The sequence below is a fragment of the Citrobacter gillenii genome, assembly GCF_013337685.1.
In the GTDB taxonomy this organism is placed as follows: Bacteria; Pseudomonadota; Gammaproteobacteria; order Enterobacterales; family Enterobacteriaceae; genus Citrobacter; species Citrobacter gillenii.
The window spans coordinates 266,292-289,528 of record NZ_SUQN01000008.1 but is presented as its reverse complement, the minus strand read 5'-3'; the positions used below and the strand labels follow the sequence as shown (position 1 = coordinate 289,528).

Annotated in this window: 17 protein-coding genes; 13 read left to right on the top strand and 4 right to left on the bottom strand. The window is 53.3% G+C overall.

Annotated elements, in window-relative coordinates:
- Positions 1-78 precede the first annotated feature (78 nt).
- Positions 79-1,221 (top strand): glycerate kinase, encoded by a 1,143-nt coding sequence (locus tag FCH32_RS20010; RefSeq protein ID WP_117343138.1) that lies wholly within the window; start codon positions 79-81, stop codon positions 1,219-1,221.
- Positions 1,222-1,263: 42 nt separating this feature from the next.
- Here the strand turns inward: FCH32_RS20010 and barA are convergent, their stop codons facing one another.
- A complete protein-coding gene (barA, locus tag FCH32_RS20005; RefSeq protein ID WP_135911482.1) occupies positions 1,264-4,020 on the bottom strand; it encodes a two-component sensor histidine kinase BarA in 2,757 nt (918 codons plus the stop codon).
- 57 nt (positions 4,021-4,077) lie between these two features.
- On the opposite strand from barA, the gene rlmD reads away from it, so the two are divergent.
- From rlmD to eno, 5 genes are all read left to right on the top strand, one after another.
- On the top strand, positions 4,078-5,376 hold the full coding sequence (gene rlmD / locus FCH32_RS20000) for a 23S rRNA (uracil(1939)-C(5))-methyltransferase RlmD (RefSeq protein WP_174361410.1): 1,299 nt from the start codon (positions 4,078-4,080) through the stop codon (positions 5,374-5,376).
- 98 nt (positions 5,377-5,474) lie between these two features.
- Complete coding sequence (relA, locus tag FCH32_RS19995) at positions 5,475-7,709, top strand: GTP diphosphokinase (protein WP_115257597.1); 2,235 nt, start codon at positions 5,475-5,477, stop codon at positions 7,707-7,709.
- 95 nt (positions 7,710-7,804) lie between these two features.
- Entirely contained in the window at positions 7,805-8,596 is a 792-nt protein-coding gene (mazG, locus tag FCH32_RS19990) for a nucleoside triphosphate pyrophosphohydrolase (protein WP_117343141.1), read from the top strand.
- 224 nt (positions 8,597-8,820) lie between these two features.
- Entirely contained in the window at positions 8,821-10,458 is a 1,638-nt protein-coding gene (gene pyrG / locus FCH32_RS19985; protein ID WP_096755904.1) for a glutamine hydrolyzing CTP synthase, read from the top strand.
- Between the two features lie 86 nt (positions 10,459-10,544).
- Positions 10,545-11,843, top strand: a complete 1,299-nt coding sequence (eno, locus tag FCH32_RS19980) for a phosphopyruvate hydratase (protein WP_115257599.1) — start codon at positions 10,545-10,547, stop codon at positions 11,841-11,843.
- Between the two features lie 55 nt (positions 11,844-11,898).
- Here the strand turns inward: eno and FCH32_RS19975 are convergent, their stop codons facing one another.
- Positions 11,899-12,723, bottom strand: coding sequence for a MurR/RpiR family transcriptional regulator (locus FCH32_RS19975; protein WP_115257600.1), 825 nt, complete (start codon positions 12,721-12,723; stop codon positions 11,899-11,901).
- Between the two features lie 165 nt (positions 12,724-12,888).
- Between FCH32_RS19975 and FCH32_RS19970 the strand changes: the two genes are divergently transcribed.
- From FCH32_RS19970 to queE, 3 genes are all read left to right on the top strand, one after another.
- The gene (locus FCH32_RS19970) at positions 12,889-14,445 is read left to right on the top strand and encodes a PTS transporter subunit EIIC (RefSeq protein ID WP_117343232.1); all 1,557 of its coding nucleotides are present in this window, start codon (positions 12,889-12,891) and stop codon (positions 14,443-14,445) included.
- On the top strand, positions 14,445-15,134 hold the full coding sequence (locus FCH32_RS19965; protein ID WP_117343143.1) for an N-acetylmannosamine-6-phosphate 2-epimerase: 690 nt from the start codon (positions 14,445-14,447) through the stop codon (positions 15,132-15,134). The genes FCH32_RS19970 and FCH32_RS19965 overlap by 1 nt, the downstream gene beginning before the upstream one ends.
- Before the next feature lie 71 nt (positions 15,135-15,205).
- Positions 15,206-15,877, top strand: a complete 672-nt coding sequence (gene queE / locus FCH32_RS19960; RefSeq protein ID WP_137400259.1) for a 7-carboxy-7-deazaguanine synthase QueE — start codon at positions 15,206-15,208, stop codon at positions 15,875-15,877.
- 92 nt (positions 15,878-15,969) lie between these two features.
- On the opposite strand, the gene queD is transcribed toward queE, so the two are convergent.
- Positions 15,970-16,332 (bottom strand): 6-carboxytetrahydropterin synthase QueD, encoded by a 363-nt coding sequence (gene queD / locus FCH32_RS19955; protein ID WP_096755909.1) that lies wholly within the window; start codon positions 16,330-16,332, stop codon positions 15,970-15,972.
- Between the two features lie 305 nt (positions 16,333-16,637).
- On the opposite strand from queD, the gene cysJ reads away from it, so the two are divergent.
- The 3 genes from cysJ to cysH all read left to right on the top strand — a co-directional run bounded on the left by cysJ (position 16,638) and on the right by cysH (position 20,980).
- Complete coding sequence (gene cysJ, locus FCH32_RS19950; RefSeq protein ID WP_174361409.1) at positions 16,638-18,437, top strand: NADPH-dependent assimilatory sulfite reductase flavoprotein subunit; 1,800 nt, start codon at positions 16,638-16,640, stop codon at positions 18,435-18,437.
- On the top strand, positions 18,437-20,149 hold the full coding sequence (gene cysI / locus FCH32_RS19945; protein ID WP_174361408.1) for an assimilatory sulfite reductase (NADPH) hemoprotein subunit: 1,713 nt from the start codon (positions 18,437-18,439) through the stop codon (positions 20,147-20,149). The genes cysJ and cysI overlap by 1 nt, the downstream gene beginning before the upstream one ends.
- Positions 20,150-20,245: 96 nt before the next feature.
- On the top strand, positions 20,246-20,980 hold the full coding sequence (cysH, locus tag FCH32_RS19940) for a phosphoadenosine phosphosulfate reductase (RefSeq protein WP_115257608.1): 735 nt from the start codon (positions 20,246-20,248) through the stop codon (positions 20,978-20,980).
- Positions 20,981-21,033: 53 nt separating this feature from the next.
- Here cysH and FCH32_RS19935 read toward each other — a convergent pair whose 3' ends face one another.
- On the bottom strand, positions 21,034-22,071 hold the full coding sequence (locus tag FCH32_RS19935; RefSeq protein WP_096755914.1) for an aminopeptidase: 1,038 nt from the start codon (positions 22,069-22,071) through the stop codon (positions 21,034-21,036).
- Between the two features lie 254 nt (positions 22,072-22,325).
- On the opposite strand from FCH32_RS19935, the gene cysD reads away from it, so the two are divergent.
- Positions 22,326-23,234, top strand: a complete 909-nt coding sequence (gene cysD, locus FCH32_RS19930; protein WP_003034152.1) for a sulfate adenylyltransferase subunit CysD — start codon at positions 22,326-22,328, stop codon at positions 23,232-23,234.
- The last annotated feature ends 3 nt before the right edge of the window (positions 23,235-23,237 follow it).

The window sequence follows — 23,237 nt, the reverse complement described above, 5'->3', positions numbered from 1 at the left end:
GCGTTATGCCGGTTCTGACAGGAACCGGCACTTCTTCAGGTGTATGATTAACAGAATCAACATGCATAAGGACGGCTTATGAAAATAGTCATTGCTCCGGACTCTTACAAAGAGAGTCTGAGTGCGCTTGAGGTAGCAACTGCGATTGAGCAGGGTTTTCGTGAGATCTGGCCTGATGCGGATTACGTCAAGATCCCGGTTGCCGATGGCGGCGAGGGAACGGTTGAAGCGATGGTTGCCGCAACCGCAGGACGCCTTGTTCATGTTGATGTTACAGGCCCTCTGGGGAGCAGTGTTCAGGCATTTTATGGTTTATCGGGAGATGCGCGCTCGGCATTTATTGAGATGGCTGCAGCCAGCGGGCTGGCGCTGGTACCCGTGGATTCACGTGACCCGCTAAAAACCACCTCCAGGGGAACTGGAGAGCTGATACGTCACGCGCTGGACGCGGGCGTAGAGCATATCGTCATTGGCATTGGCGGTAGCGCAACCAACGATGGCGGCGCGGGGATGGTACAGGCACTGGGTGCAAGATTACTGGATGCGCAGAATAACGATATTGCCCATGGTGGTGCGGGGCTGGAAGCGCTTGCCAGGATTGATATCTCGCAGTTAGATGCGCGCCTTGCCGCGTGTCAAATCGAAGTAGCCTGCGACGTGACGAACCGGCTTACCGGTAAAGAGGGCGCGTCGGCGGTATTCGGCCCGCAAAAAGGGGCCACGCCAGAAGTGGTTGCCCGTTTGGATCGAGCGTTAACCCATTATGCTCAGCTGATCTCCCGCGATCTGGACGTTAACGTTCTGGAACTGGCTGGCGGCGGTGCCGCCGGGGGCATGGGCGCGGCACTGTATGCATTTTGCGGCGCGCAGTTGCGTAGCGGTATTGAGATCGTGACCGATGCGTTACATCTTGATGCCTGGGTCGCAGATGCCGATTTAGTGGTGACCGGTGAAGGGCGTATCGACAGCCAGACCATACATGGCAAAGTCCCCGTTGGTGTAGCGAACGTTGCGAAGCGTTATAACAAACCGGTTATCGGTATTGCCGGCAGCCTGACCCCGGATGTGGGCATTGTGCATGACCACGGTATTGATGCTGTTTTTAGCGTGATTTATACCATCTGTACGCTGGAAGATGCGCTGAAGAATGCGAAAGAAAATGTCCGCATGACGGCACGCAACGTGGCTGCAACCCTCAATGCAGGGCTGCAGTTACGCTGAGTTGTAGGCCGGATGAGGCGTTTACGCCGCATCCGGCGAACATCACCCCAATATCCGTTTCGCTTCGCGTGCCACGTTGTCCATCTCATCAAGCAGCTCTAAAAACTCAGGCTCTAGATCTTCTTCCTGGGTTCCACTGCGCAGTTGTTGTTCGATGAGCTGGCACAGGTTCTTCATGCGTGGAACGCCGCTGTAGCCGCAACTACCGTGCAGTTTGTGGATCAAATCGACCAGCCCTTCCGGGTTTTCACCGACCAGCTGTTCCTCGATTTTATTACGCACCTCCGGCAGAAAATCGATCAGCATTTGCAGCATATCGCGCGCCAGATTATTTTTTCCGGCGGCTTGCCGCAACGCCAGCTGCCAGTCGAGCGTCGTGTTCGGGTTGACCACCGGCTCAAGAGGCTCTGTGGCAATAGCCCGGATGGCTGTACCAGTACCAGGTTTGTAGCGCAGCAGCAGATTGTGCAGCTTCTCTTCTTCAATCGGTTTTGCCAGATAGTCAGTCATCCCGGCGCTGAGGAGTTTCTCTTTTTGCCCGGCCATGGCGTGCGCGGTAACCGCAATCACCGGCGTCTGCTGTTGATGAGGGAGTTGATGGATTAGTTCACAGGCGCGAATACCGTCCATATCCGGCATCTGAATATCCATCAAAATCAGATCAAACTGCATCTGTTTGGCGCGATCCACCGCCTGATGCCCGCTGTCGCAAAGTTCGACGTGGCGTACCTTATCCTCCAGTAATGCGCCGATCAGTTTGAGATTCGCCGGGTTGTCATCTACCGCCATGACGGTCATCGCAATTTTGCTCTCGTCGACCAGCAACGGCTCGTTGCTTTGGTTCCGATGACAATACTCCGTCAGGGCAGGCAGCAGGCGGGTTGACGTGAGCGGTTTTAACAGACACGCCGCAGCGCCACCTTGTTTTAATTTCTCAGCGTTAATCTGCGCATGGCAAGGCAGCGCCAGTAACAAGAAGTCGGTCATTGCCCGGGCGCTTGCCAGCCGTTCATGTTGCATTGTGAGCGGTTCTCGCAGCGTCACCGGTACGCCAAGCAGCAGAATATCGTAGTGTTCTGCCGGCAACGCGGAGAATGACGGGCTATAAATCACCTCCAGCGGCGTTTCGCTCAGGATATCCAGCGTACATTGTGCCGCATTGGCGTTGGGTTCTACGTAGGCTAGTCGTTTCCCGGCCAGACAGCGGGTAGGTGAGCGTTCACTGAGTACGTTAGGATTGAGGTCAAGGCTGATGTGGAACCAGAAGGTTGATCCACGATTGGGCTGACTGTGGAAGGAGATATCCCCGCCCATTTCGTTGACCAGTTTTTGCGTAATCACCAGGCCCAGCCCGGTGCCGCCGTGGCGTCGCGAAATACTGGCATCCGCCTGGCGGAAGGCCTGGAACAGGCGCGACTGATCGCGTTCCGGAATGCCGATACCGGTATCGCGGATTTGCACTTCAATCTGCACTTTGGTGTTACTGAGGGCGCGTTTCTCCACCAGAATATCGATATTGCCGCTCTCGGTAAATTTGATGGCATTGCCGACCAGATTGGTGATGACCTGCTGCAAACGCAGTGGATCGCCAATCACATTGTCTGGCACGTCGTTCTTAATATTGAGCGTTAGCTCTAGTCCTTTATCATGGGAGGAGTGCGCCAACAGCGTCACCACATCGTCCAGCGTGCTGCGTAGCGGGAACGGGATACTTTCCAGAATCAACTTGCCTGCTTCCAGTTTGGAGAAGTCGAGCACGTCGTTGATGATAGCCAGCAAATTGTTGGCGGAGCGTTCAATGGTATTCAGGTGATCGCGCTGGGTGGTGTTCAACTCGGTTTTTAGCGTCAGGCGGGTAAAGCCAATCACGCCATTGAGCGGCGTACGCAGCTCATGCGACATGTTTGCCAGAAACTCGGATTTGATACGCGCCGCTTCCTGGGCGCGTTTCTTCGCCAGATCCAGCTCAACGTTCTGGATCTCCATCTGCTCCAGCGTTTCGCGTAGGTCAGACGTGGCCTGATCGATATTGTGCTGCATCTCTTCATGGTAGGCCGCCAGCGACATCGCCATCGAGTTGATGCCGTTTTTCAGCATATCCAACTCGCCCAGCATGAAGCCTTCTACTCGACTGTCGAGCTGCCCTCGTCGTATCCGGTCAACGGTATTCACCATGTTGCGGATAGGGCCGGTCACGTCGCGCATCAGACGCCAGCCAAAAATTAATGCAATACCGATGCAAAACAGCATCATCACGGTTGAAATAAAGATTTCTTTGTACTGCTGTAGCCGCACCGATTTAAGATCTAACTCAAGCGCCACGTACCCCAGCATATTTTTTGTGTTTTTCGCGTCGCTGACTGCAGACTCATCCGGAGAATAACTTTCCGATATAATCGGGGTGCGCAGGATCATGATATCCCCCTGGCGGATGACGCTCAGTTTTCGGGGAAACGGCGCACCGGCAGGCAGCTGCATTTCTGATGGATCGAGATGGAAATTTGACGTGACGAACAGCCGATTATTTTCATCATAGACCGAAATCGCCCGCACAATTTCGGAATGGCGACGGTGCAGCACGCTAATAAGCTGGCCGATAGACTCCCGATTTTGTAGGTTCATGCCATATTCGCTGGAGACTGCGAGTGGCTCAATGATGCTGGCACCAGCATCTTCCAGTTGACGCTGCAAGTCGTTATAGCGATGCACAACAAAAAAGATACTGAGCAGCAAACCTATCAGGACGGTCGGTGCCAGGATCAGAATCATCATGCGAGCGCGCAGGCTGTAGTTGGTCATGGAGTTCCGTTATGGGACAATTAGGGTCACACTGTTAAATAGAGAAAACTCTCGTCGATGGCGCAATTCTACTCTGCAAAACGACGCGTGACGACGCGTCAGATCATAACCGTTACCGTCAATGACCTCGATCCTTTTGGTCAGGGCGTCGCTCGCCATAACGGGAAGACCCTGTTTATACCGGAATTACTGCCCCAGGAAAGCGCTGAGGTGGCAATCACCGAAGATAAAAAACAGTTCGCCCGCGCGCAAGTCAAACGTCGTTTAAACGACAGCCCAGACCGTGAAGTGCCACGTTGCCCACACTTTGGCGTATGTGGTGGCTGCCAGCAGCAGCATGCCAGCATTTCTTTACAGCAACGTAGCAAAAGCGCGGCGCTGTCACGCTTAATGAAATGTGAAGTGTCAGAGGTTATTGCCGACACGCCATGGGGCTATCGCCGTCGTGCGCGTTTAAGCCTGAACTATCGGGTGAAAGAAAAGCAGTTGCAGATGGGGTTTCGTAAATCTGGCTCCAGTGACATTATCGACGTGAAGCAGTGCCCCGTTTTGGTGCCCCAACTTGAGGCGCTGCTGCCCGATATCAGGGCATGCCTGGAAAGTCTGCAAGGGTTACGCCATCTTGGCCATGTTGAATTAGTGCAGGCTGGCAACGGTACGGTGATGATTTTGCGCCATACGTCGCCGCTAAATACTGCTGATAAAGAAAAACTGGAATGCTTTTCGCATTCTCAGGGACTGTCTTTGTTTCTGGCCCCGCAAAGCGAGATACTGGAACGCGTTTCAGGAGAATCACCCTGGTATGACTCAAATGGGCTACGTTTAACCTTCAGCCCGCGCGATTTTATCCAGGTGAATGCTGGGGTAAATCAACAGATGGTTGCCCGAGCGCTGGAATGGCTGGATGTACAACCTGAAGATCGGGTGCTCGATCTGTTTTGCGGCATGGGTAACTTCACGCTGCCGCTAGCAACCCGTGCGGCAAGCGTGGTGGGCGTTGAAGGCGTGCCTGCGCTGGTGGATAAAGCCCGCGAGAACGCCCTGAATAACGGATTACACAATGTGACATTCTTTCATGAGAATCTTGAGGAGGATGTCACCCGGCAGCCGTGGGCAAAGAACGGATTTGACAAAGTTTTACTCGATCCCGCGCGTGCAGGTGCTGCAGGCGTGATGCAACATATTATAAAATTAAAACCGGGTCGCGTTGTTTATGTATCCTGTAATCCTGCTACGCTGGCTCGTGACAGCGAAGCGTTACTCAACGCGGGATACACCATTCAGCGACTGGCGATGCTCGATATGTTCCCGCACACCGGACACCTGGAGTCAATGGTCCTGTTTGAGCATAGGTAATGAATCTTATACCCACTGGATTTCGGCGCGCAGTAGCCTGAAACCCAATGGGTACGGCTTGTCGACTTCGACAGGCCAGGCCCCTTAAGGAGAGGACGATGGTTGCGGTAAGAAGTGCACATATTAATAAAGCTGGTGAGTTTGATCCCAAAAAATGGATCGCCAGTCTGGGGATCACCAGCCAGCAGTCGTGTGAACGCTTAGCCGAAACCTGGGCGTATTGCCTGCAGCAGACACAGGGGCATCCGGATGCGGAGTTGCTGTTGTGGCGCGGCGTGGAGATGGTAGAAATTCTCTCTATGCTGAGTATGGATATGGACACGCTGCGAGCCGCTATGCTTTTCCCTCTGGCGGATGCCAACGTGGTCAGCGAAGACATCCTGAGCGAGAACGCGGGGAAGTCAATCGTCAATCTTATCCATGGCGTGCGTGATATGGCGGCGATACGTCAGCTGAAAGCCACGCATACCGATTCGGTCTCTTCCGAACAGGTTGATAATGTCCGTCGCATGCTGCTGGCCATGGTCGACGACTTCCGCTGTGTGGTCATTAAATTGGCGGAGCGTATTGCGCACCTGCGCGAAGTCAAGGACGCACCAGAAGACGAACGTGTACTGGCGGCAAAAGAGTGCACCAATATTTATGCGCCGCTGGCCAATCGATTAGGTATCGGGCAGTTAAAATGGGAGCTGGAAGATTACTGCTTCCGCTACCTGCATCCGGACGAATACAAGCGAATCGCCAAGCTGTTGCACGAACGCCGTATCGACAGAGAACACTACATTGATGAGTTCGTCGGTCACCTGCGTTCAGAGATGAAAATCGAAGGCGTGAAGGCCGAGGTGTACGGTCGTCCGAAACACATCTACAGCATCTGGCGCAAAATGCAGAAAAAGCAGCTGGCTTTTGATGAACTGTTCGATGTGCGCGCCGTGCGCATCGTCGCCGAGCGGTTACAGGATTGCTATGCCGCACTGGGGATAGTACATACTCACTATCGGCATCTGCCGGACGAGTTCGATGATTACGTCGCGAATCCCAAACCCAACGGTTATCAATCAATCCATACGGTTGTGTTGGGGCCGGGTGGTAAAACCATCGAAATCCAGATCCGCACTAAACAGATGCACGAGGATGCCGAACTGGGTGTCGCGGCGCACTGGAAGTACAAAGAAGGTACCGCTTCAGGTGCAGCGCGTTCGGGTCATGAAGACCGAATTGCCTGGCTGCGTAAGCTGATCGCCTGGCAGGAAGAGATGGCAGACTCCGGTGAGATGCTCGATGAAGTGCGTAGCCAGGTCTTTGATGACAGAGTTTACGTCTTTACGCCAAAAGGCGATGTGGTGGACTTACCGGCGGGCTCGACGCCGCTTGATTTTGCTTACCATATCCATAGTGATGTCGGTCATCGCTGTATTGGTGCCAAAATTGGTGGGCGCATTGTGCCGTTTACCTACCAGTTGCAGATGGGCGATCAAATTGAAATCATCACCCAGAAGCAGCCAAACCCAAGTCGCGATTGGCTGAACCCTAACCTCGGGTACGTGACCACCAGCCGTGGGCGCTCCAAGATCCATGCCTGGTTCCGCAAGCAGGATCGCGACAAGAATATCCTCGCGGGCAGACAAATCCTTGATGATGAACTGGCGCACTTAGGCATTAGTCTGAAAGAAGCCGAAAAGCATCTGCTGCCGCGCTACAACTTTAACGAGCTGGAAGAGCTGCTGGCGGCGATTGGCGGTGGGGATATCCGTCTTAACCAGATGGTGAACTTCCTGCAATCGCAGTTTAACAAGCCGAGCGCCGCCGAGCAGGATGCCGCCGCGCTGAAGCAGTTGCAGCAGAAAACGCATGCGCCACAAAACCGCCGTAAAGATGATGGTCGCGTGGTGGTTGAAGGGGTAGGTAACCTGATGCACCACATCGCACGCTGCTGCCAGCCGATTCCTGGCGATGAGATTGTGGGGTTCATCACCCAGGGGCGCGGTATATCCGTGCATCGGGCGGATTGCGAACAGCTGGTAGAACTGCGTTCTCATGCGCCGGAGCGTATCGTCGATGCGGTTTGGGGCGAAAGCTACTCGGCGGGGTATTCGCTGGTGGTCCGCGTCCAGGCGAACGATCGTAGCGGTTTATTGCGCGATATCACCACCATCCTCGCCAATGAGAAGGTGAACGTGCTGGGGGTTGCCAGTCGTAGCGATACCAAACAGCAGCTTGCCACCATCGACATGACCATCGAAATCTATAACCTGCAGGTGCTCGGGCGCGTACTTGGCAAGCTCAATCAGGTGCCGGATGTGATCGACGCACGTCGTCTGCACGGTAATTAATCATTTGTAGGCCGGATAAGGCGTGCCGCCATCCGGCAATATCACCATGCCCGATGGCGCTTTGCTTATCGGGCCTACGTTTTCAGGATCTTGTAATGAATCAAATCGACCGACTGCTCGGTATTATGCAGCGCCTGCGCGACCCGGAAAACGGCTGTCCGTGGGATAAAGAGCAGACTTTCGCCACCATCGCCCCCTATACCCTCGAAGAAACCTATGAAGTGCTCGATGCCATTGCGCGTGAAGACTTCGACGATCTGCGCGGAGAGTTGGGGGATTTACTGTTCCAGGTGGTGTTTTACGCGCAGATGGCACAGGAAGAAGGGCGCTTTAATTTTGATGATATTTGTGCGGCCATCAGCGATAAACTTGAACGCCGTCATCCGCATGTTTTTGCCGATGTTTCCGCCAGCAACAGCACTGAGGTGTTAACCCGTTGGGAGCAAATTAAAAGCGAAGAACGTGCGCAGAAAGCCCAACATTCCGCATTGGACGATATTCCCCGTAGTTTACCGGCGCTGATGCGCGCTCAAAAAATCCAGAAACGCTGCTCAAATGTTGGTTTTGACTGGAAGACGTTAGGACCGGTGGTCGACAAGGTTTATGAAGAGATCGACGAAGTCATGTTCGAAGCGAAGCAGGCCGTCGTCGACCAGGCTAAACTGGAGGAGGAAATGGGCGACCTGCTGTTTGCCACGGTCAATATGGCCCGCCATTTAGGCACAAAAGCCGAGACCGCATTACAGAAAGCGAACGAAAAATTTGAGCGACGTTTTCGTGAAGTTGAACGGATTGTTGCTGAACGCGGTCTGGAAATGACTGGTGTTGATCTGGAAACTATGGAAGAAGTCTGGCAACAGGTAAAACGCCAGGAAATTGATCTCTAAGGGGTTTCGTCGGTCAAGGGCGATTTGTGTGATTTTTTAAATAACAAGCGATTGATTTACGTCAAAAACATTTACCCCAAAGGGGCTATTTTCTCACTCCCGATGTTAATGTGAGCCTGGTGAAGAGGAGGAATAATGAAAGTTTGTGGCGCTCGCCATGTTCGGGTATACTACTTTCCCGTCTTGGTAATTCCATCGTTTCACCCTAACTTCTCAGGTCCAGCATGACAACGAACTATATTTTTGTGACCGGCGGGGTCGTATCCTCTCTGGGAAAAGGCATTGCCGCAGCCTCCCTGGCAGCCATTCTTGAAGCCCGTGGCCTCAATGTAACCATGATGAAACTGGATCCGTACATCAACGTCGATCCAGGTACTATGAGCCCAATCCAACACGGGGAAGTGTTCGTTACCGAAGACGGCGCTGAAACCGATCTGGACCTGGGTCACTACGAGCGTTTCATCCGCACCAAAATGAGCCGCCGCAACAACTTCACCACCGGTCGTATTTACTCTGACGTTCTGCGTAAAGAACGTCGTGGCGACTATCTGGGCGCAACCGTTCAGGTTATCCCGCACATCACGAATGCAATCAAAGAACGCGTTCTGGAAGGCGGTGAAGGTCATGATGTTGTTCTGGTCGAAATCGGCGGAACCGTTGGGGATATCGAATCTCTGCCGTTCCTTGAAGCGATTCGCCAGATGGCCGTGGAAATTGGCCGCGAACATACGCTGTTTATGCATCTGACGCTGGTTCCCTACATGGCGGCGGCAGGTGAAGTCAAAACTAAACCGACTCAGCACTCTGTAAAAGAGCTGCTTTCTATCGGTATTCAGCCAGATATTCTGATTTGCCGCTCCGATCGTGCTGTTCCGGCTAATGAACGTGCAAAAATTGCATTGTTCTGTAACGTCCCGGAAAAAGCGGTGATTTCTCTGAAAGATGTCGATTCTATCTATAAAATTCCAGGCCTGTTGAAATCTCAGGGGCTGGACGATTATATTTGTAAACGATTCAGCTTGAACTGTCCGGAAGCAAATCTGTCAGAATGGGAACAGGTTATCTACGAAGAAGCCAATCCGGCAGGCGAAGTGACTATCGGTATGGTCGGCAAGTACATTGAGCTGCCGGATGCCTATAAGTCAGTTATCGAAGCGCTGAAGCACGGTGGTCTGAAGAACCGTGTCACCGTCAACATCAAGCTGATCGATTCGCAGGATGTTGAAACGCGCGGTGTTGAGATCCTGAAAGGTCTCGACGCTATCCTGATCCCAGGCGGCTTCGGCTACCGTGGTGTTGAAGGTAAAATCGCGACGGCACGCTTTGCGCGTGAGAACAATATTCCTTATCTGGGCATTTGCCTGGGTATGCAGGTAGCGTTGATTGAGTTTGCTCGTAACGTCGTGGGTATGGACAACGCCAACTCCACGGAATTTGTGCCAGACTGTAAGTACCCGGTGGTGGCCCTGATTACCGAATGGCGTGATGAAGACGGCAACGTCGAAGTCCGTACCGAGAAGAGCGATCTGGGCGGCACGATGCGCCTTGGTGCGCAGCAGTGTCAGCTGGACGACGAGAGTCTGGTGCGTAAGCTGTACGGCACGCCGACAATTGTTGAACGCCATCGCCACCGCTACGAAGTCAACAATATGCTGTTGAAACAAATTGAAGCTGCGGGTCTGCGTGTTGCAGGCCGCTCCGGTGATGATCAGTTGGTCGAGATCATTGAGGTACCGAATCATCCGTGGTTCGTGGCCTGTCAGTTCCACCCGGAATTTACTTCCACGCCACGTGATGGGCACCCGCTGTTTGCCGGCTTTGTGAAAGCCGCCAGTGAACATCAGAAGCGTCAGGCGAAGTAAGAAGTAAAAAGTTAGAACGGCAATGCACCCATCCGGGTGCATTGTTTGTCTGGAGTTTTAGTTTAACTTGTACTGAGGAAAACCTAATGTCCAAAATCGTTAAAATCATCGGTCGTGAAATCATCGACTCCCGTGGTAACCCGACTGTTGAAGCCGAAGTACACCTGGAAGGTGGTTTCGTTGGTATGGCAGCAGCGCCGTCAGGTGCTTCTACTGGTTCCCGCGAAGCACTGGAACTGCGCGATGGCGACAAATCCCGTTTCATGGGTAAAGGCGTACTGAAAGCGGTTGGCGCGGTAAACGGCCCAATTGCTCAGGCTCTGCTGGGTAAAGATGCTAAAGATCAGGCTGGCATCGACAAGATCATGATCGATCTGGACGGTACTGAAAACAAATCCAACTTCGGTGCAAACGCCATTCTGGCTGTGTCCCTGGCGAACGCTAAAGCAGCAGCTGCTGCTAAAGGCCTGCCGCTGTACGCACACATCGCAGAACTGAACGGTACTCCGGGCAAATTCTCTATGCCGGTTCCGATGATGAACATCATCAACGGTGGTGAGCACGCTGACAACAACGTCGACATCCAGGAATTTATGATTCAGCCGGTTGGCGCTAAATCCCTGAAAGAAGCCGTACGCATGGGTTCTGAAGTGTTCCACAACCTGGCTAAAGTTCTGAAAGCCAAAGGCATGAACACTGCAGTTGGTGACGAAGGTGGCTACGCGCCGAACCTGGGTTCCAACGCAGAAGCTCTGGCTGTTATTGCTGAAGCGGTTAAAGCAGCAGGCTACGAGCTGGGCAAAGACATCACTCTGGCGATGGACTGTGCAGCATCTGAATTCTACAAAGACGGTAAATACGTTCTGGCTGGCGAAGGCAACAAAGCATTCACCTCCGAAGAATTCACTCACTTCCTGGAAGAACTGACCAAACAGTACCCGATCGTGTCCATCGAAGATGGTCTGGACGAGTCTGACTGGGACGGTTTCGCATACCAGACTAAAGTACTGGGCGACAAAATCCAGCTGGTTGGTGACGATCTGTTCGTAACTAACACCAAGATCCTGAAAGAAGGCATCGACAAAGGCATCGTTAACTCCATCCTGATCAAATTCAACCAGATCGGTTCTCTGACCGAAACTCTGGCTGCGATCAAAATGGCGAAAGACGCTGGCTACACGGCTGTCATCTCTCACCGTTCTGGCGAAACTGAAGACGCAACCATCGCTGACCTGGCTGTTGGTACCGCTGCAGGCCAGATCAAAACCGGTTCTATGAGCCGTTCTGACCGCGTTGCTAAGTACAACCAGCTGATTCGTATCGAAGAAGCGCTGGGTGAACAAGCGCCGTACAACGGTCGTAAAGAGATCAAAGGTCAGGCGTAATCCTGCTCTTTAGCTCTTAACGTAAAAACCCGCTTCGGCGGGTTTTTTTATGTCTTTAAAGTAGCAGCGGCAGCGTCGCACTGGCGGTTTGCTGACTCACATCGCTGTACTTTTCATCCAGCGCGATAAGCGATGTGGTGAGCAATTCAACTAATAACATTACGCCCACTTTGGCATTGAGCGCCCCAGCGCTCAGCGGTCCTTCGGGTTTGGCTGCAACCAGTTGGATATCACTCAGTGAAGCCAGCGGACTGCGCGGCGTGTTGCTCAGCGCCAGTACGGGGACGCCATGCTTACGCGCAAGTTTAACGACATGAAGCAGATCGCGAGTGGAGCCTGAACTGGAAATTGCCACCACCAGCGAGTCTTTGGAAAGCGTAGTGGCATTCATGGCGGCACGATGCATGTCGCTGAACAGTTGTGCGGGCTTGCCCAGACGCAACAGTTTGTAATGTAGATATTCCCCCAGAATCGCACTGGCCGCCACGCCATAAATCTGTACCGACTGGGCCTGGTGCAGCGCGAGGGCGGCAGCTTCGAGTAATGTCCTGTCGAGTAATTTTGCGGTGTCCTGCAAGGCCTGTACGGATTCATTGACCACATTGTCAATCTCATCGCCGCCGTGTTCGATCGGCTGTCCGTGCTGGAGATCAAGCGCCAGCGCCATCTTAAATTCGTTATAGCCCTTACATCCTAGCGTGCGGCACAGACGCGTGACGCTGGCCTCGCTGGTGTCGCTTTCGCGCGCCAGTTCGGTAATCGTTAGATAGACAACTTTTGCCGGATCGCTCAGCACAAACTCACCCAGCTTCTGCTGTGTACGGCTGTATCCGTCTACGCCCTGGCGCAGTCTCAGCAGCAGGTTTTCATTTTCTGGCATGCAAAATCCTTAATACGTTTCTCTGGCGATAGTGTGGCGGAAAGCGGGGGAGAGATGCCAGTCATTTCAAAAAAGTATGATCGACTTCCAGAATTTTGATGATAATTTTCATTTATAAAATTATTTATGGTAAAAATTTTCATCAATTGTCAGGGGAATGAAAAAATGATGAATATGTTTAGCGGCGCGTCGTCAGGGGCGTGGTTTGAAAAGGCACAGCGGTTTGGCAAATCGTTTATGCTGCCAATTGCGATATTACCCGCTGCGGGGCTGTTACTGGGTATTGGTGGTGCATTATCAAACCCCAATACGTTGACGGCCTACCCGTTTTTAGATGTTGACTGGTTGCAGGCTATCTTCACTATCATGACCAGCGCGGGATCCATTGTGTTCGCCAACTTGTCGGTGCTTTTTGCGGTTGGTGTAGCAGTGGGCCTGGCGAAGACGGATAAAGGCACTGCGGGGCTTGCCGCGCTGCTGGCGTTTCTGGTGATGAATGCCACTATCAACGCTTTGCTGATCCTGAACGGGACGCTGGCGCATGAGAACCCAGGTGCTGTTGGTCAGGGAATGACGCTGGGTATCCAGACGCTGGAAACGGGTGTGTTTGGTGGTGTGGTGATAGGCCTTGTTACCTGCGCGCTGCACAGTCGCTTTAATAAAGTCTCGCTACCGCAGTTTCTGGGTTTCTTTAGCGGCTCGCGCTTTGTTCCGATCATTAGCTCGCTTGCGGCGATTGCAGTCGGTGCCGCAATGACGGTGGTCTGGCCCCATTTCCAGAAACTCATATTTGGACTGGGTGGCCTTGTTGATGCAACGGGTTATCTGGGAACGCTGTTGTACGGTTTTATCCTGCGTATGCTTGGTCCACTGGGTCTGCATCATATCTTTTATCTGCCATTCTGGACGACGGCACTCGGTGGCAGTGAAATCGTTAACGGCCAATTAGTGGAAGGCACACAACGTATTTTCTTCGCTCAGCTTGCCGATCCGAACACTCAGCAGTTCTATGTGGGTACCTCCCGCTTTATGTCCGGGCGCTTCATTACCATGATGTTCGGTCTGCTTGGGGCATGTCTGGCGATGTACCACACGGCGAAGTCAGAGAACAAAAAAGTTGTCGCGGGTCTGCTGCTGTCTGCTGCGCTGACTTCCTTCCTGACCGGCATCACTGAGCCTATTGAGTTCTCCTTCCTGTTCGTGGCACCCGTGTTATATGTCATTCACGCCTTCTTCGATGGCCTGGCATTTATGATTGCCCATATTTTACATATCACCATCGGGCAAACCTTCTCGGGAGGACTGATCGATTTCATCCTCTTTGGCGTATTGCAGGGCGAAGCGAAAACCAACTGGATGTACGTGCCTATGGTGGGCGTGCCGTGGTTCTTCCTGTACTACTTCACCTTCCGCTATTTGATCAACCGCTTTGGCTGGATGACGCCGGGCCGTGAGAACGCAACGTTAGTAGAAAATGCGTTGCCTCAAAGCGAACGTGCCGCAGCAGTGGTTGCCGGACTGGGGGGCAAAGAGAATCTGGAAGAGGTGGATTGTTGCGCCACGCGACTACGCGTGACGGTGAAAGATGGCAGCAAGGTTGATGAAGCCGCACTGAAAGCAACCGGGGCGCGTGGCGTGATTATTCGTGGCAATGGTGTTCAGGTGATTTATGGCCCGCACGTCACCATTATCAAAAATGAAGTTGAAGAGATTTTATCGTAATGAAAACTGTACTGGATACGCTGAAAGGTAAGTTAATTGTCTCCTGTCAGGCGCTGGAAAATGAGCCTCTGCACAGCCCGTTTATCATGTCACGGATGGCATTGGCGGCAGCACAGGGAGGGGCTGTCGGTATCCGTGCGAACAGCGTAGTGGACATTCGCGCCATTAAAGAAAGCGTCGCACTGCCGATCATTGGGATCATCAAACGTGATTATCCGGGTAGCGACGTGTTTATCACCGCCACTATGAAGGAAGTGGATGAGTTAATGACCGTTGAGCCGGAAATTATTGCCCTTGATGCGACTGCGCGCCCACGTCCCGGTGGGCAAACGCTGGACGCGTTGGTTATGCAGATTCGCGCGCGCTACCCATCTGTGCTGTTGATGGCGGACATCGCCAGCGTAGACGAAGCCGTCACCGCAGAACGACTGGGTTTTGACTGCGTGGGTACGACGCTTTATGGCTACACGGTAGAGACGCGTGGGCATGTGCTCGCGGATAACGACTGTGGTTTTTTACGTGAGGTACTGGCTGCAGTCAGCCTGCCGGTAGTGGCAGAGGGGAATGTCGACACCCCTGAACGGGCTGCACACTGTCTGGCATTAGGCGCGCATACCGTAGTGGTTGGGGGCGCAATCACCCGTCCGCAACAAATAACGGCACGCTTTGTCACGGCGATCGCCTCGTAAAGCAACGATCGGGCATGATACTTTGGCGGGGATCTGCGATAATTATCGTTTATCCCCACATTGAGAAGACTATGCAGTACCCGATTAATGAGATGTTCCAGACCCTGCAAGGTGAGGGTTATTTTACCGGCGTCCCCGCCATTTTTATTCGTTTACAGGGATGCCCGGTTGGCTGTGCCTGGTGCGATACCAAACACACCTGGGATAAGCTTGAGGATCGGGAAGTCTCGCTTTACAGCATCCTGGCCAAGACTAAAGAGAGCGATAAATGGGGCGCGGCGAGCAGCGAAGATCTGCTGGCTGTGATTCAGCGTCAGGGCTATACCGCCCGCCATGTGGTGATCACCGGTGGTGAACCCTGCATTCACGACCTGATGCCGCTGACCGACTTGCTGGAAAAAAATGGCTTTAGCTGCCAGATTGAAACCAGCGGCACGCATGAAGTCCGCTGTACGCCGAACACCTGGGTGACTGTCTCTCCCAAGGTGAATATGCGCGGCGGCTATGACGTGTTATCTCAGGCGCTGGAACGCGCCAATGAAATCAAGCACCCGGTGGGGCGTGTTCGCGACATTGAAGCACTGGATGAACTGCTGGCGACGTTGACCGATGATAAGCCGCGCATCATTGCTTTACAGCCGATCAGTCAGAAGGATGATGCCACGCGCCTGTGTATTGATACCTGTATTGCGCGTAACTGGCGTCTGTCGATGCAAACGCATAAATACCTGAATATTGCCTGATAAATTTTGCCGGGTGCGCTTCGCTTGCCCGGCCTACGCTTGTAGATACGTGTAGGCCGTATAAGACGCTCCGCCATCCGGCAATGACTGAATCACTCGCCGCGATAGACGCAGCCCGCCGTGCAGGTCTCTTTTACCATCACCGCGCTCAGCAGCGGAACCAGCGGTTTCATCTCATCCCAGATCCACTTCGCCAGTACTTCACTGGTCGGATTCTCAAGACCCGGAATATCATTCAAATAGTAGTGATCAAGGCGATTGTACGTCGGCTTAAATGCCGCTTTTAACTCGGAAAAGTCCATAATCCAACCGGTATGGGGATCGACTTCACCCGTAATTTCAAGACGCACCATAAATGAGTGACCATGCAGACGGCCACATTTGTGCCCTTCTGGTACGTGCGGCAGGTGGTGAGCGGCTTCGAAGGTGAAATCTTTAAACAGGGTGGTGGACATTATCTACTCTCAAGAATGCAAAAAACCGCCGTAGGGTACCTTATAATACGAATTTTATCATTAGTTAAACGGGCGCTGGGTATCCTGATAGTGCATTTGCGCAATCAATATCAAATAACTATTTATATATCATATGGTTATTAAATCTGTTTTGCCGTTAATAACTATAGCTAAAACAGGTTAGTCCATTTGGTTATTTGTTATTTCTATCCCTTCTTTAATTGTTACTATTCTCGCCGTTAACCTTATCTTCAGTTTGGGTTTTATTGCTTAAATCCGCTTTGCTTACTGGAACATGACAACGCATGACGACACAGGCCCCACTTTCCGCTTTGCTTCCGCTAAACCCGGAACAGCTGGCACGCCTTCAGGCGGCCACGACCGATCTCTCGCCCGCGCAGCTTGCGTGGGTTTCTGGCTATTTCTGGGGCGTGCTGAATCAGCAGCCGGGCGCCAATGCGATTATTCCTGCACCTGCTGCCGAAATGCCGGGGATCACGCTCATCTCCGCCTCGCAGACCGGTAATGCGCGCCGTGTGGCGGAAGCCCTGCGTGACGATCTTATTGCCGCGAAGCTCAATGTCACCCTGATCAATGCCGGCGACTATAAATTTAAAAATATTGCCAACGAGAAATTGCTGGTCGTGGTGGCCTCGACGCAGGGAGAGGGTGAGCCGGCGGAAGAAGCGGTGGCGTTGCATAAATTCCTGTTCTCTAAAAAAGCGCCGAAACTTGAAAATACCGCCTTCGCCGTGTTTGGCCTTGGCGATACCTCTTATGAGTTTTTCTGCCAGTCTGGCAAAAACTTCGACAGCAAACTGGCGGAGCTTGGCGGTGAACGCTTGCTGGATCGTGTAGATGCAGATGTTGAATATCAACCGGCAGCTGCGCAGTGGCGCGCCCGTCTGGTTGATGTGTTGAAGGCACGAGCGCCTGCTGTACCTTCTGTACAGACCGCTGCGAGCGGTGCGATTAACGAGGTGCATACCAGTCCGTACACTAAAGAAGCGCCGCTTAGCGCGTCGCTTTCCGTGAATCAGAAAATCACCGGTCGTGACTCCGAAAAAGACGTGCGTCATATCGAAATCGATCTGGGCGATTCCGGCCTGCGCTATCAGCCCGGCGACGCGCTCGGCGTGTGGTATCAAAACGATCCGGCGCTGGTCAAAGAGATTGTTGAACTGCTGTGGCTGAAAGGCGACGAGCCGGTCACGGTTGATGGCAAATTGCTACCGCTTACCGACGCGCTGCAGTGGCACTTCGAACTGACGGTTAACACAGCCAATATTGTAGAAAATTACGCCACCTTAACGCGCAGTGAAACGTTGCTGCCGCTGGTGGGCGATAAAGCGCAGTTGCAACACTATGCCGCCACCACGCCTATCGTCGACATGCTGCGCTTTTCTCCGGCGCAGCTGGACGCGGAAGCGTTAATCGGTCTGCTGCGTCCGTTGACCCCGCGCCTGTACTCAATAGCCTCCTCACAGGCGGAAGTCGAAAGCGAAGTACACGTGACCGTCGGTGCCGTGCGGTTTGACGTCGAAGGCCGTGCCCGTGCCGGCGGAGCCTCGAGCTTCCTCGCCGACCGCGTTGGCGAAGAAGGTGAAGTACGTGTGTTCATTGAACATAACGACAACTTCCGTCTGCCAGCCAATCCTGAAACACCGGTCATTATGATTGGGCCGGGGACGGGAATTGCACCGTTCCGCGCCTTTATGCAGCAGCGTGCTGCCGATGAAGCGACGGGTAAAAACTGGCTGTTCTTTGGCAATCCGCACTTTACCGAAGATTTTCTCTACCAGGTGGAGTGGCAGCGCTACGTCAAAGAGGGCGTACTTACCCAGATCGATCTCGCCTGGTCACGCGACCAAAAAGAAAAAGTCTACGTACAAGATAAACTGCGCCAACAAGGTGCGGAACTGTGGCGCTGGATTAATGACGGGGCGCACATTTATGTCTGCGGCGACGCCAATCGCATGGCGAAAGACGTTGAGCAGGCTTTGCTGGAAGTGATTGCCGAATTCGGTGCGATGGATACCGAAGCGGCGGATGAATTTTTAAGTGAGCTGCGCGTTGAGCGCCGTTATCAGCGAGATGTCTACTAATGAGTGAAAAACATCCAGGGCCACTGGTGGTCGAAGGTAAGCTGTCCGACGCTGAACGTATGAAGCTGGAAAGCAACTATCTGCGCGGCACCATTGCGGAAGATTTAAATGACGGCCTCACCGGCGGTTTTAAAGGTGATAACTTTCTGCTGATCCGTTTTCACGGTATGTACCAGCAGGATGACCGCGATATTCGCGCCGAGCGCGCCGAGCAGAAGCTGGAGCCGCGTCATGCGATGCTGCTGCGCTGCCGTCTGCCGGGCGGGGTCATCACCACTAAACAATGGCAGGCGATCGATAAGTTTGCTTATGACAACACGATTTACGGCAGCATCCGTCTGACCAACCGTCAGACCTTTCAGTTTCACGGCATTCTGAAGAAGAACGTCAAGCCGGTGCATCAGATGCTCAACTCGGTCGGACTGGACGCGCTGGCGACCGCCAACGACATGAACCGTAACGTGTTGTGTACCTCCAACCCGTACGAGTCCGAGTTACACGCGGAAGCCTACGAGTGGGCGAAGAAAATCTCTGAACACCTGTTGCCGCGCACCCGGGCGTATGCAGAGATTTGGCTGGATCAGAAAAAAGTCGCCACCACCGATGAAGAGCCGATCCTCGGTCAAACTTATCTGCCGCGTAAGTTCAAAACGACGGTGGTTATTCCGCCGCAGAACGATATCGATCTGCATGCCAACGACATGAACTTCGTCGCGGTAGCAGAAAATGGCAAACTGGTGGGGTTCAACCTGCTGGTTGGCGGTGGGCTGTCTATTGAGCACGGTAACAAGAAAACCTACGCGCGTACCGCCAGTGAATTTGGCTATTTGCCGCTGGAGCACACGCTGGCCATTGCGGAAGCAGTGGTGACCACCCAGCGCGACTGGGGTAATCGTACCGACCGTAAAAACGCCAAAACCAAATACACGCTGGAGCGCGTCGGCGTTGAGACCTTTAAGGCAGAAGTGGAACGCCGGGCGGGCATCAAATTTGAATCGATTCGCCCGTATGAGTTTACCGGTCGCGGCGATCGTATCGGCTGGGTAAAGGGCATCGACAAAAAATGGCACCTGACGCTGTTTATTGAGAATGGCCGTATTCTGGATTATCCGGGACGTCCGCTGAAAACCGGGTTGCTGGAGATAGCAAAGATCCACAAAGGCGAGTTCCGTATTACCGCCAACCAGAACCTGATCATTGCCGGTGTGCCGGAAAGTGAAAAGGCGAAGATCGAGAAGATTGCGCAGCAGAGCGGCTTAATGAATGCCGTGACTCCGCAGCGTGAAAACTCGATGGCCTGCGTCTCGTTCCCGACCTGTCCGCTGGCGATGGCGGAAGCAGAGCGCTTCCTGCCGACGTTTATCGACAGCATTGACGCCCTGATGGCGAAATATGCGTTGAGCGACGAGAACATTGTGCTGCGCGTGACGGGCTGCCCGAACGGTTGTGGTCGTGCCATGCTGGCAGAAGTCGGCCTGGTCGGGAAAGCGCCGGGACGTTACAACCTGCACCTGGGTGGTAACCGTATCGGGACGCGTATTCCACGGATGTTCAAAGAGAACATCACCGAGACAGAAATTCTGGCCTTGCTGGATGAACTGATTGGGCGCTGGGCAAAAGAGCGTGAAGTGGGTGAAGGCTTCGGCGATTTTACGGTGCGTGCGGGCATTATTCGCCCGGTGCTCGATCCCGCCCGGGATTTCTGGGAATAACCTGAATTGCCGGATGGCGGCATAAATGCCTTATCCGGCCTACCGACTGCGTAGGCCGGATAAGCGCAGCACCATCAGGCATAGGATGAGGTAATCATGTCCGTACTCGATCTACACGCATTAAACGACCTACCAAAAGTTGAGCGCGTCATGGCGCTGGCGGAAACCAACAGCCAGCTGGAAAAACTGAGCGCGCAGGATCGTGTGGCGTGGGCGCTGGAGAATCTGCCTGGCGACTACGTGCTCTCTTCAAGCTTTGGTATTCAGGCGGCGGTTAGCCTGCACCTGGTGAATCAGATTCGCCCGGATATCCCGGTGATCCTTACCGATACCGGCTATTTGTTCCCGGAAACCTACCAGTTTATTGACGAGTTAACGGACACGCTCAAACTTAATCTGCAGGTTTACCGGGCAAAAGAGAGTGCCGCCTGGCAGGAAGCGCGCTATGGCAAACTGTGGGAACAGGGCGTTGAAGGCATTGAGAAATACAATGACATCAACAAAGTCGAGCCGATGAACCGGGCGCTGCAAGAACTCAATGCGCAAACCTGGTTTGCCGGCCTGCGTCGTGAGCAATCCGGCAGTCGTGCCCATTTGCCGGTACTGGCTATCCAGCGTGGCGTGTTCAAACTGCTGCCGATCATCGACTGGGACAACCGCACGGTGTACCAGTACCTGCAACAACACGGGCTGAAGTATCATCCGCTGTGGGAGCAAGGCTATCTGTCGGTAGGCGATACCCACACCACCCGTAAATGGGAACCGGGCATGGCGGAAGAAGAGACGCGCTTCTTCGGACTGAAGCGGGAGTGCGGATTGCACGAAGGGTAATCGGTAACAGGCCCGGTAAGCATCTGCATGCTACCGGGCAGGATACGGGTGAATTAGCCCGCCTTTGCCAGCTCTTTGACCAGTGGCAGCATAATGCGTACAACGTCGCGACTGCGGTGCTCAATACGGCCGGGTAACGCTTTATCAATATGCTGCTGGTTATCAAGTCGAACGTCGTGCCAGCTGTTGCCTGCAGGGAATGAGGCGGTTTTGGCTCGCTGCTGATAGCCGTCTTTGTTACCCAGATTCCAGTTGGTGGCTTCGACGGAGAGCACGGCAATCCCCGCTTTGTCGAACACCTCCGCATCGTTACAACATCCAGTGCCTTTCGGGTAGTTCTTGTTCAGACCGGGATTAGTGCTGGCGGAGATACCGCGACTGCGTGCAATAGCCAGCGCCCGGTCGCGCGTGAGCTTACGAACCGCTTCAGGTGTTTTTTGCCCGCTGTTGAAATAGAGCTTATCGCCGACGATCAGGTTATCGAGATTAATCACCAGCAGCGTATTTTTCTTCTCGGCGGCGCTCATGCGTTTGAGTACGTTCTCTGCGCCGAGCTTGCCTTCTTCTTCTCCGCTGGTGGCGATAAAGCGGATGCCGTACTCGGTCGGGACATTCTTGAGTTTTTCTGCCAGTTCCAGCATCACGCCGAGACCCGCCGCGTTATCGTCAATCCCTTGCAGCGTTAATCCACCGAGATTGGCATCGGAGTCGGCATCGCTTTGCGGCGCGTAGGTATCAAGGTGCGCCATAATAATAATCTGCTGCGGTGCCTTACCTTCATGTGCTGCAATTACCGTGCTACCCGTTACGTTATGCCAGTTTTTATGGTTATTTTTGGCGGTATACACATAGCGGCTATTAAACGTCCGAATATCACTGCTGTATCCCATCTGCTGAAACTGCTGACGTAAATAATCGGCAGACAACATTTCTGCAGGCGAGCCCGTCACGCGGCCAGGAAAAAACGTTGCAATATGGCGGGCCTGGAAGTTGGCGATATCTCCGGGCTTCGAAGAGGTTGCCTGTGCGGGAAGGATAAAGCACACGCCGAGCGCCAGGGCAGCAGGAAAGTGGCGCAATGCGGAAAACATAGTGAGTCCTTAAATACCAAGCATAAATTTTTACCCGCTAGTATGAAACCGTGATCGGGGTAAAACAATTTCATTTGCTCCTAAATGCCCGAAATCCGGCGGCTTAAGCACTTTTTGATATTTGCTTTTCCAGATCGTTATTCCTTTGAGGAACTACTCATTCCAATTCGTAATTTCATTCGTTCTCTTGCCCTCCCTATAGTCGAGTTATCTGAGCATCGTTAGAACAATAACGGCATTACATAGGAACGGTTATGGATCAAAAACGACTTACCCACCTGCGGCAACTGGAAGCGGAAAGCATCCATATTATTCGTGAGGTGGCCGCCGAGTTTTCTAATCCGGTGATGATGTATTCCATCGGCAAAGACTCCAGCGTAATGCTGCATCTGGCGCGCAAAGCGTTTTATCCCGGCACGCTGCCGTTCCCGTTGCTACATGTGGACACCGGCTGGAAATTCAGCGAGATGTATGAATTCCGTGACCGTACAGCCAAGGCCTACGGCTGTGAGTTGTTGGTGCATAAAAACCCGGAAGGGGTGGCGATGGGGATTAACCCGTTTGTCCACGGCAGCGCCAAGCATACCGACATCATGAAAACCGAAGGGCTGAAGCAGGCGCTGAACAAATACGGCTTTGACGCCGCGTTCGGTGGTGCCCGCCGCGATGAAGAGAAATCGCGTGCCAAAGAGCGAATTTATTCCTTCCGCGATCGTTTTCATCGCTGGGACCCGAAAAACCAGCGTCCGGAACTGTGGCACAACTACAACGGGCAGATTAACAAAGGCGAAAGCATTCGCGTGTTCCCGCTTTCGAACTGGACTGAACAGGATATCTGGCAGTACATCTGGTTGGAAAATATCGACATTGTACCGCTGTACCTGGCCGCGGAGCGCCCGGTGCTGGAACGTGATGGCATGCTGATGATGATCGATGACGACAGGATCGATCTGCAACCCGGTGAGGTTATCAAAAAACGCATGGTGCGTTTCCGCACGCTTGGCTGCTGGCCGCTTACCGGCGCCGTGGAGTCAAACGCGCAGACGCTGCCGGAAATTATCGAAGAAATGCTGGTCTCAACCACCAGTGAACGTCAGGGCCGCGTGATTGACCGCGACCAGGCGGGCTCCATGGAGCTGAAGAAACGTCAGGGGTATTTCTAAGGA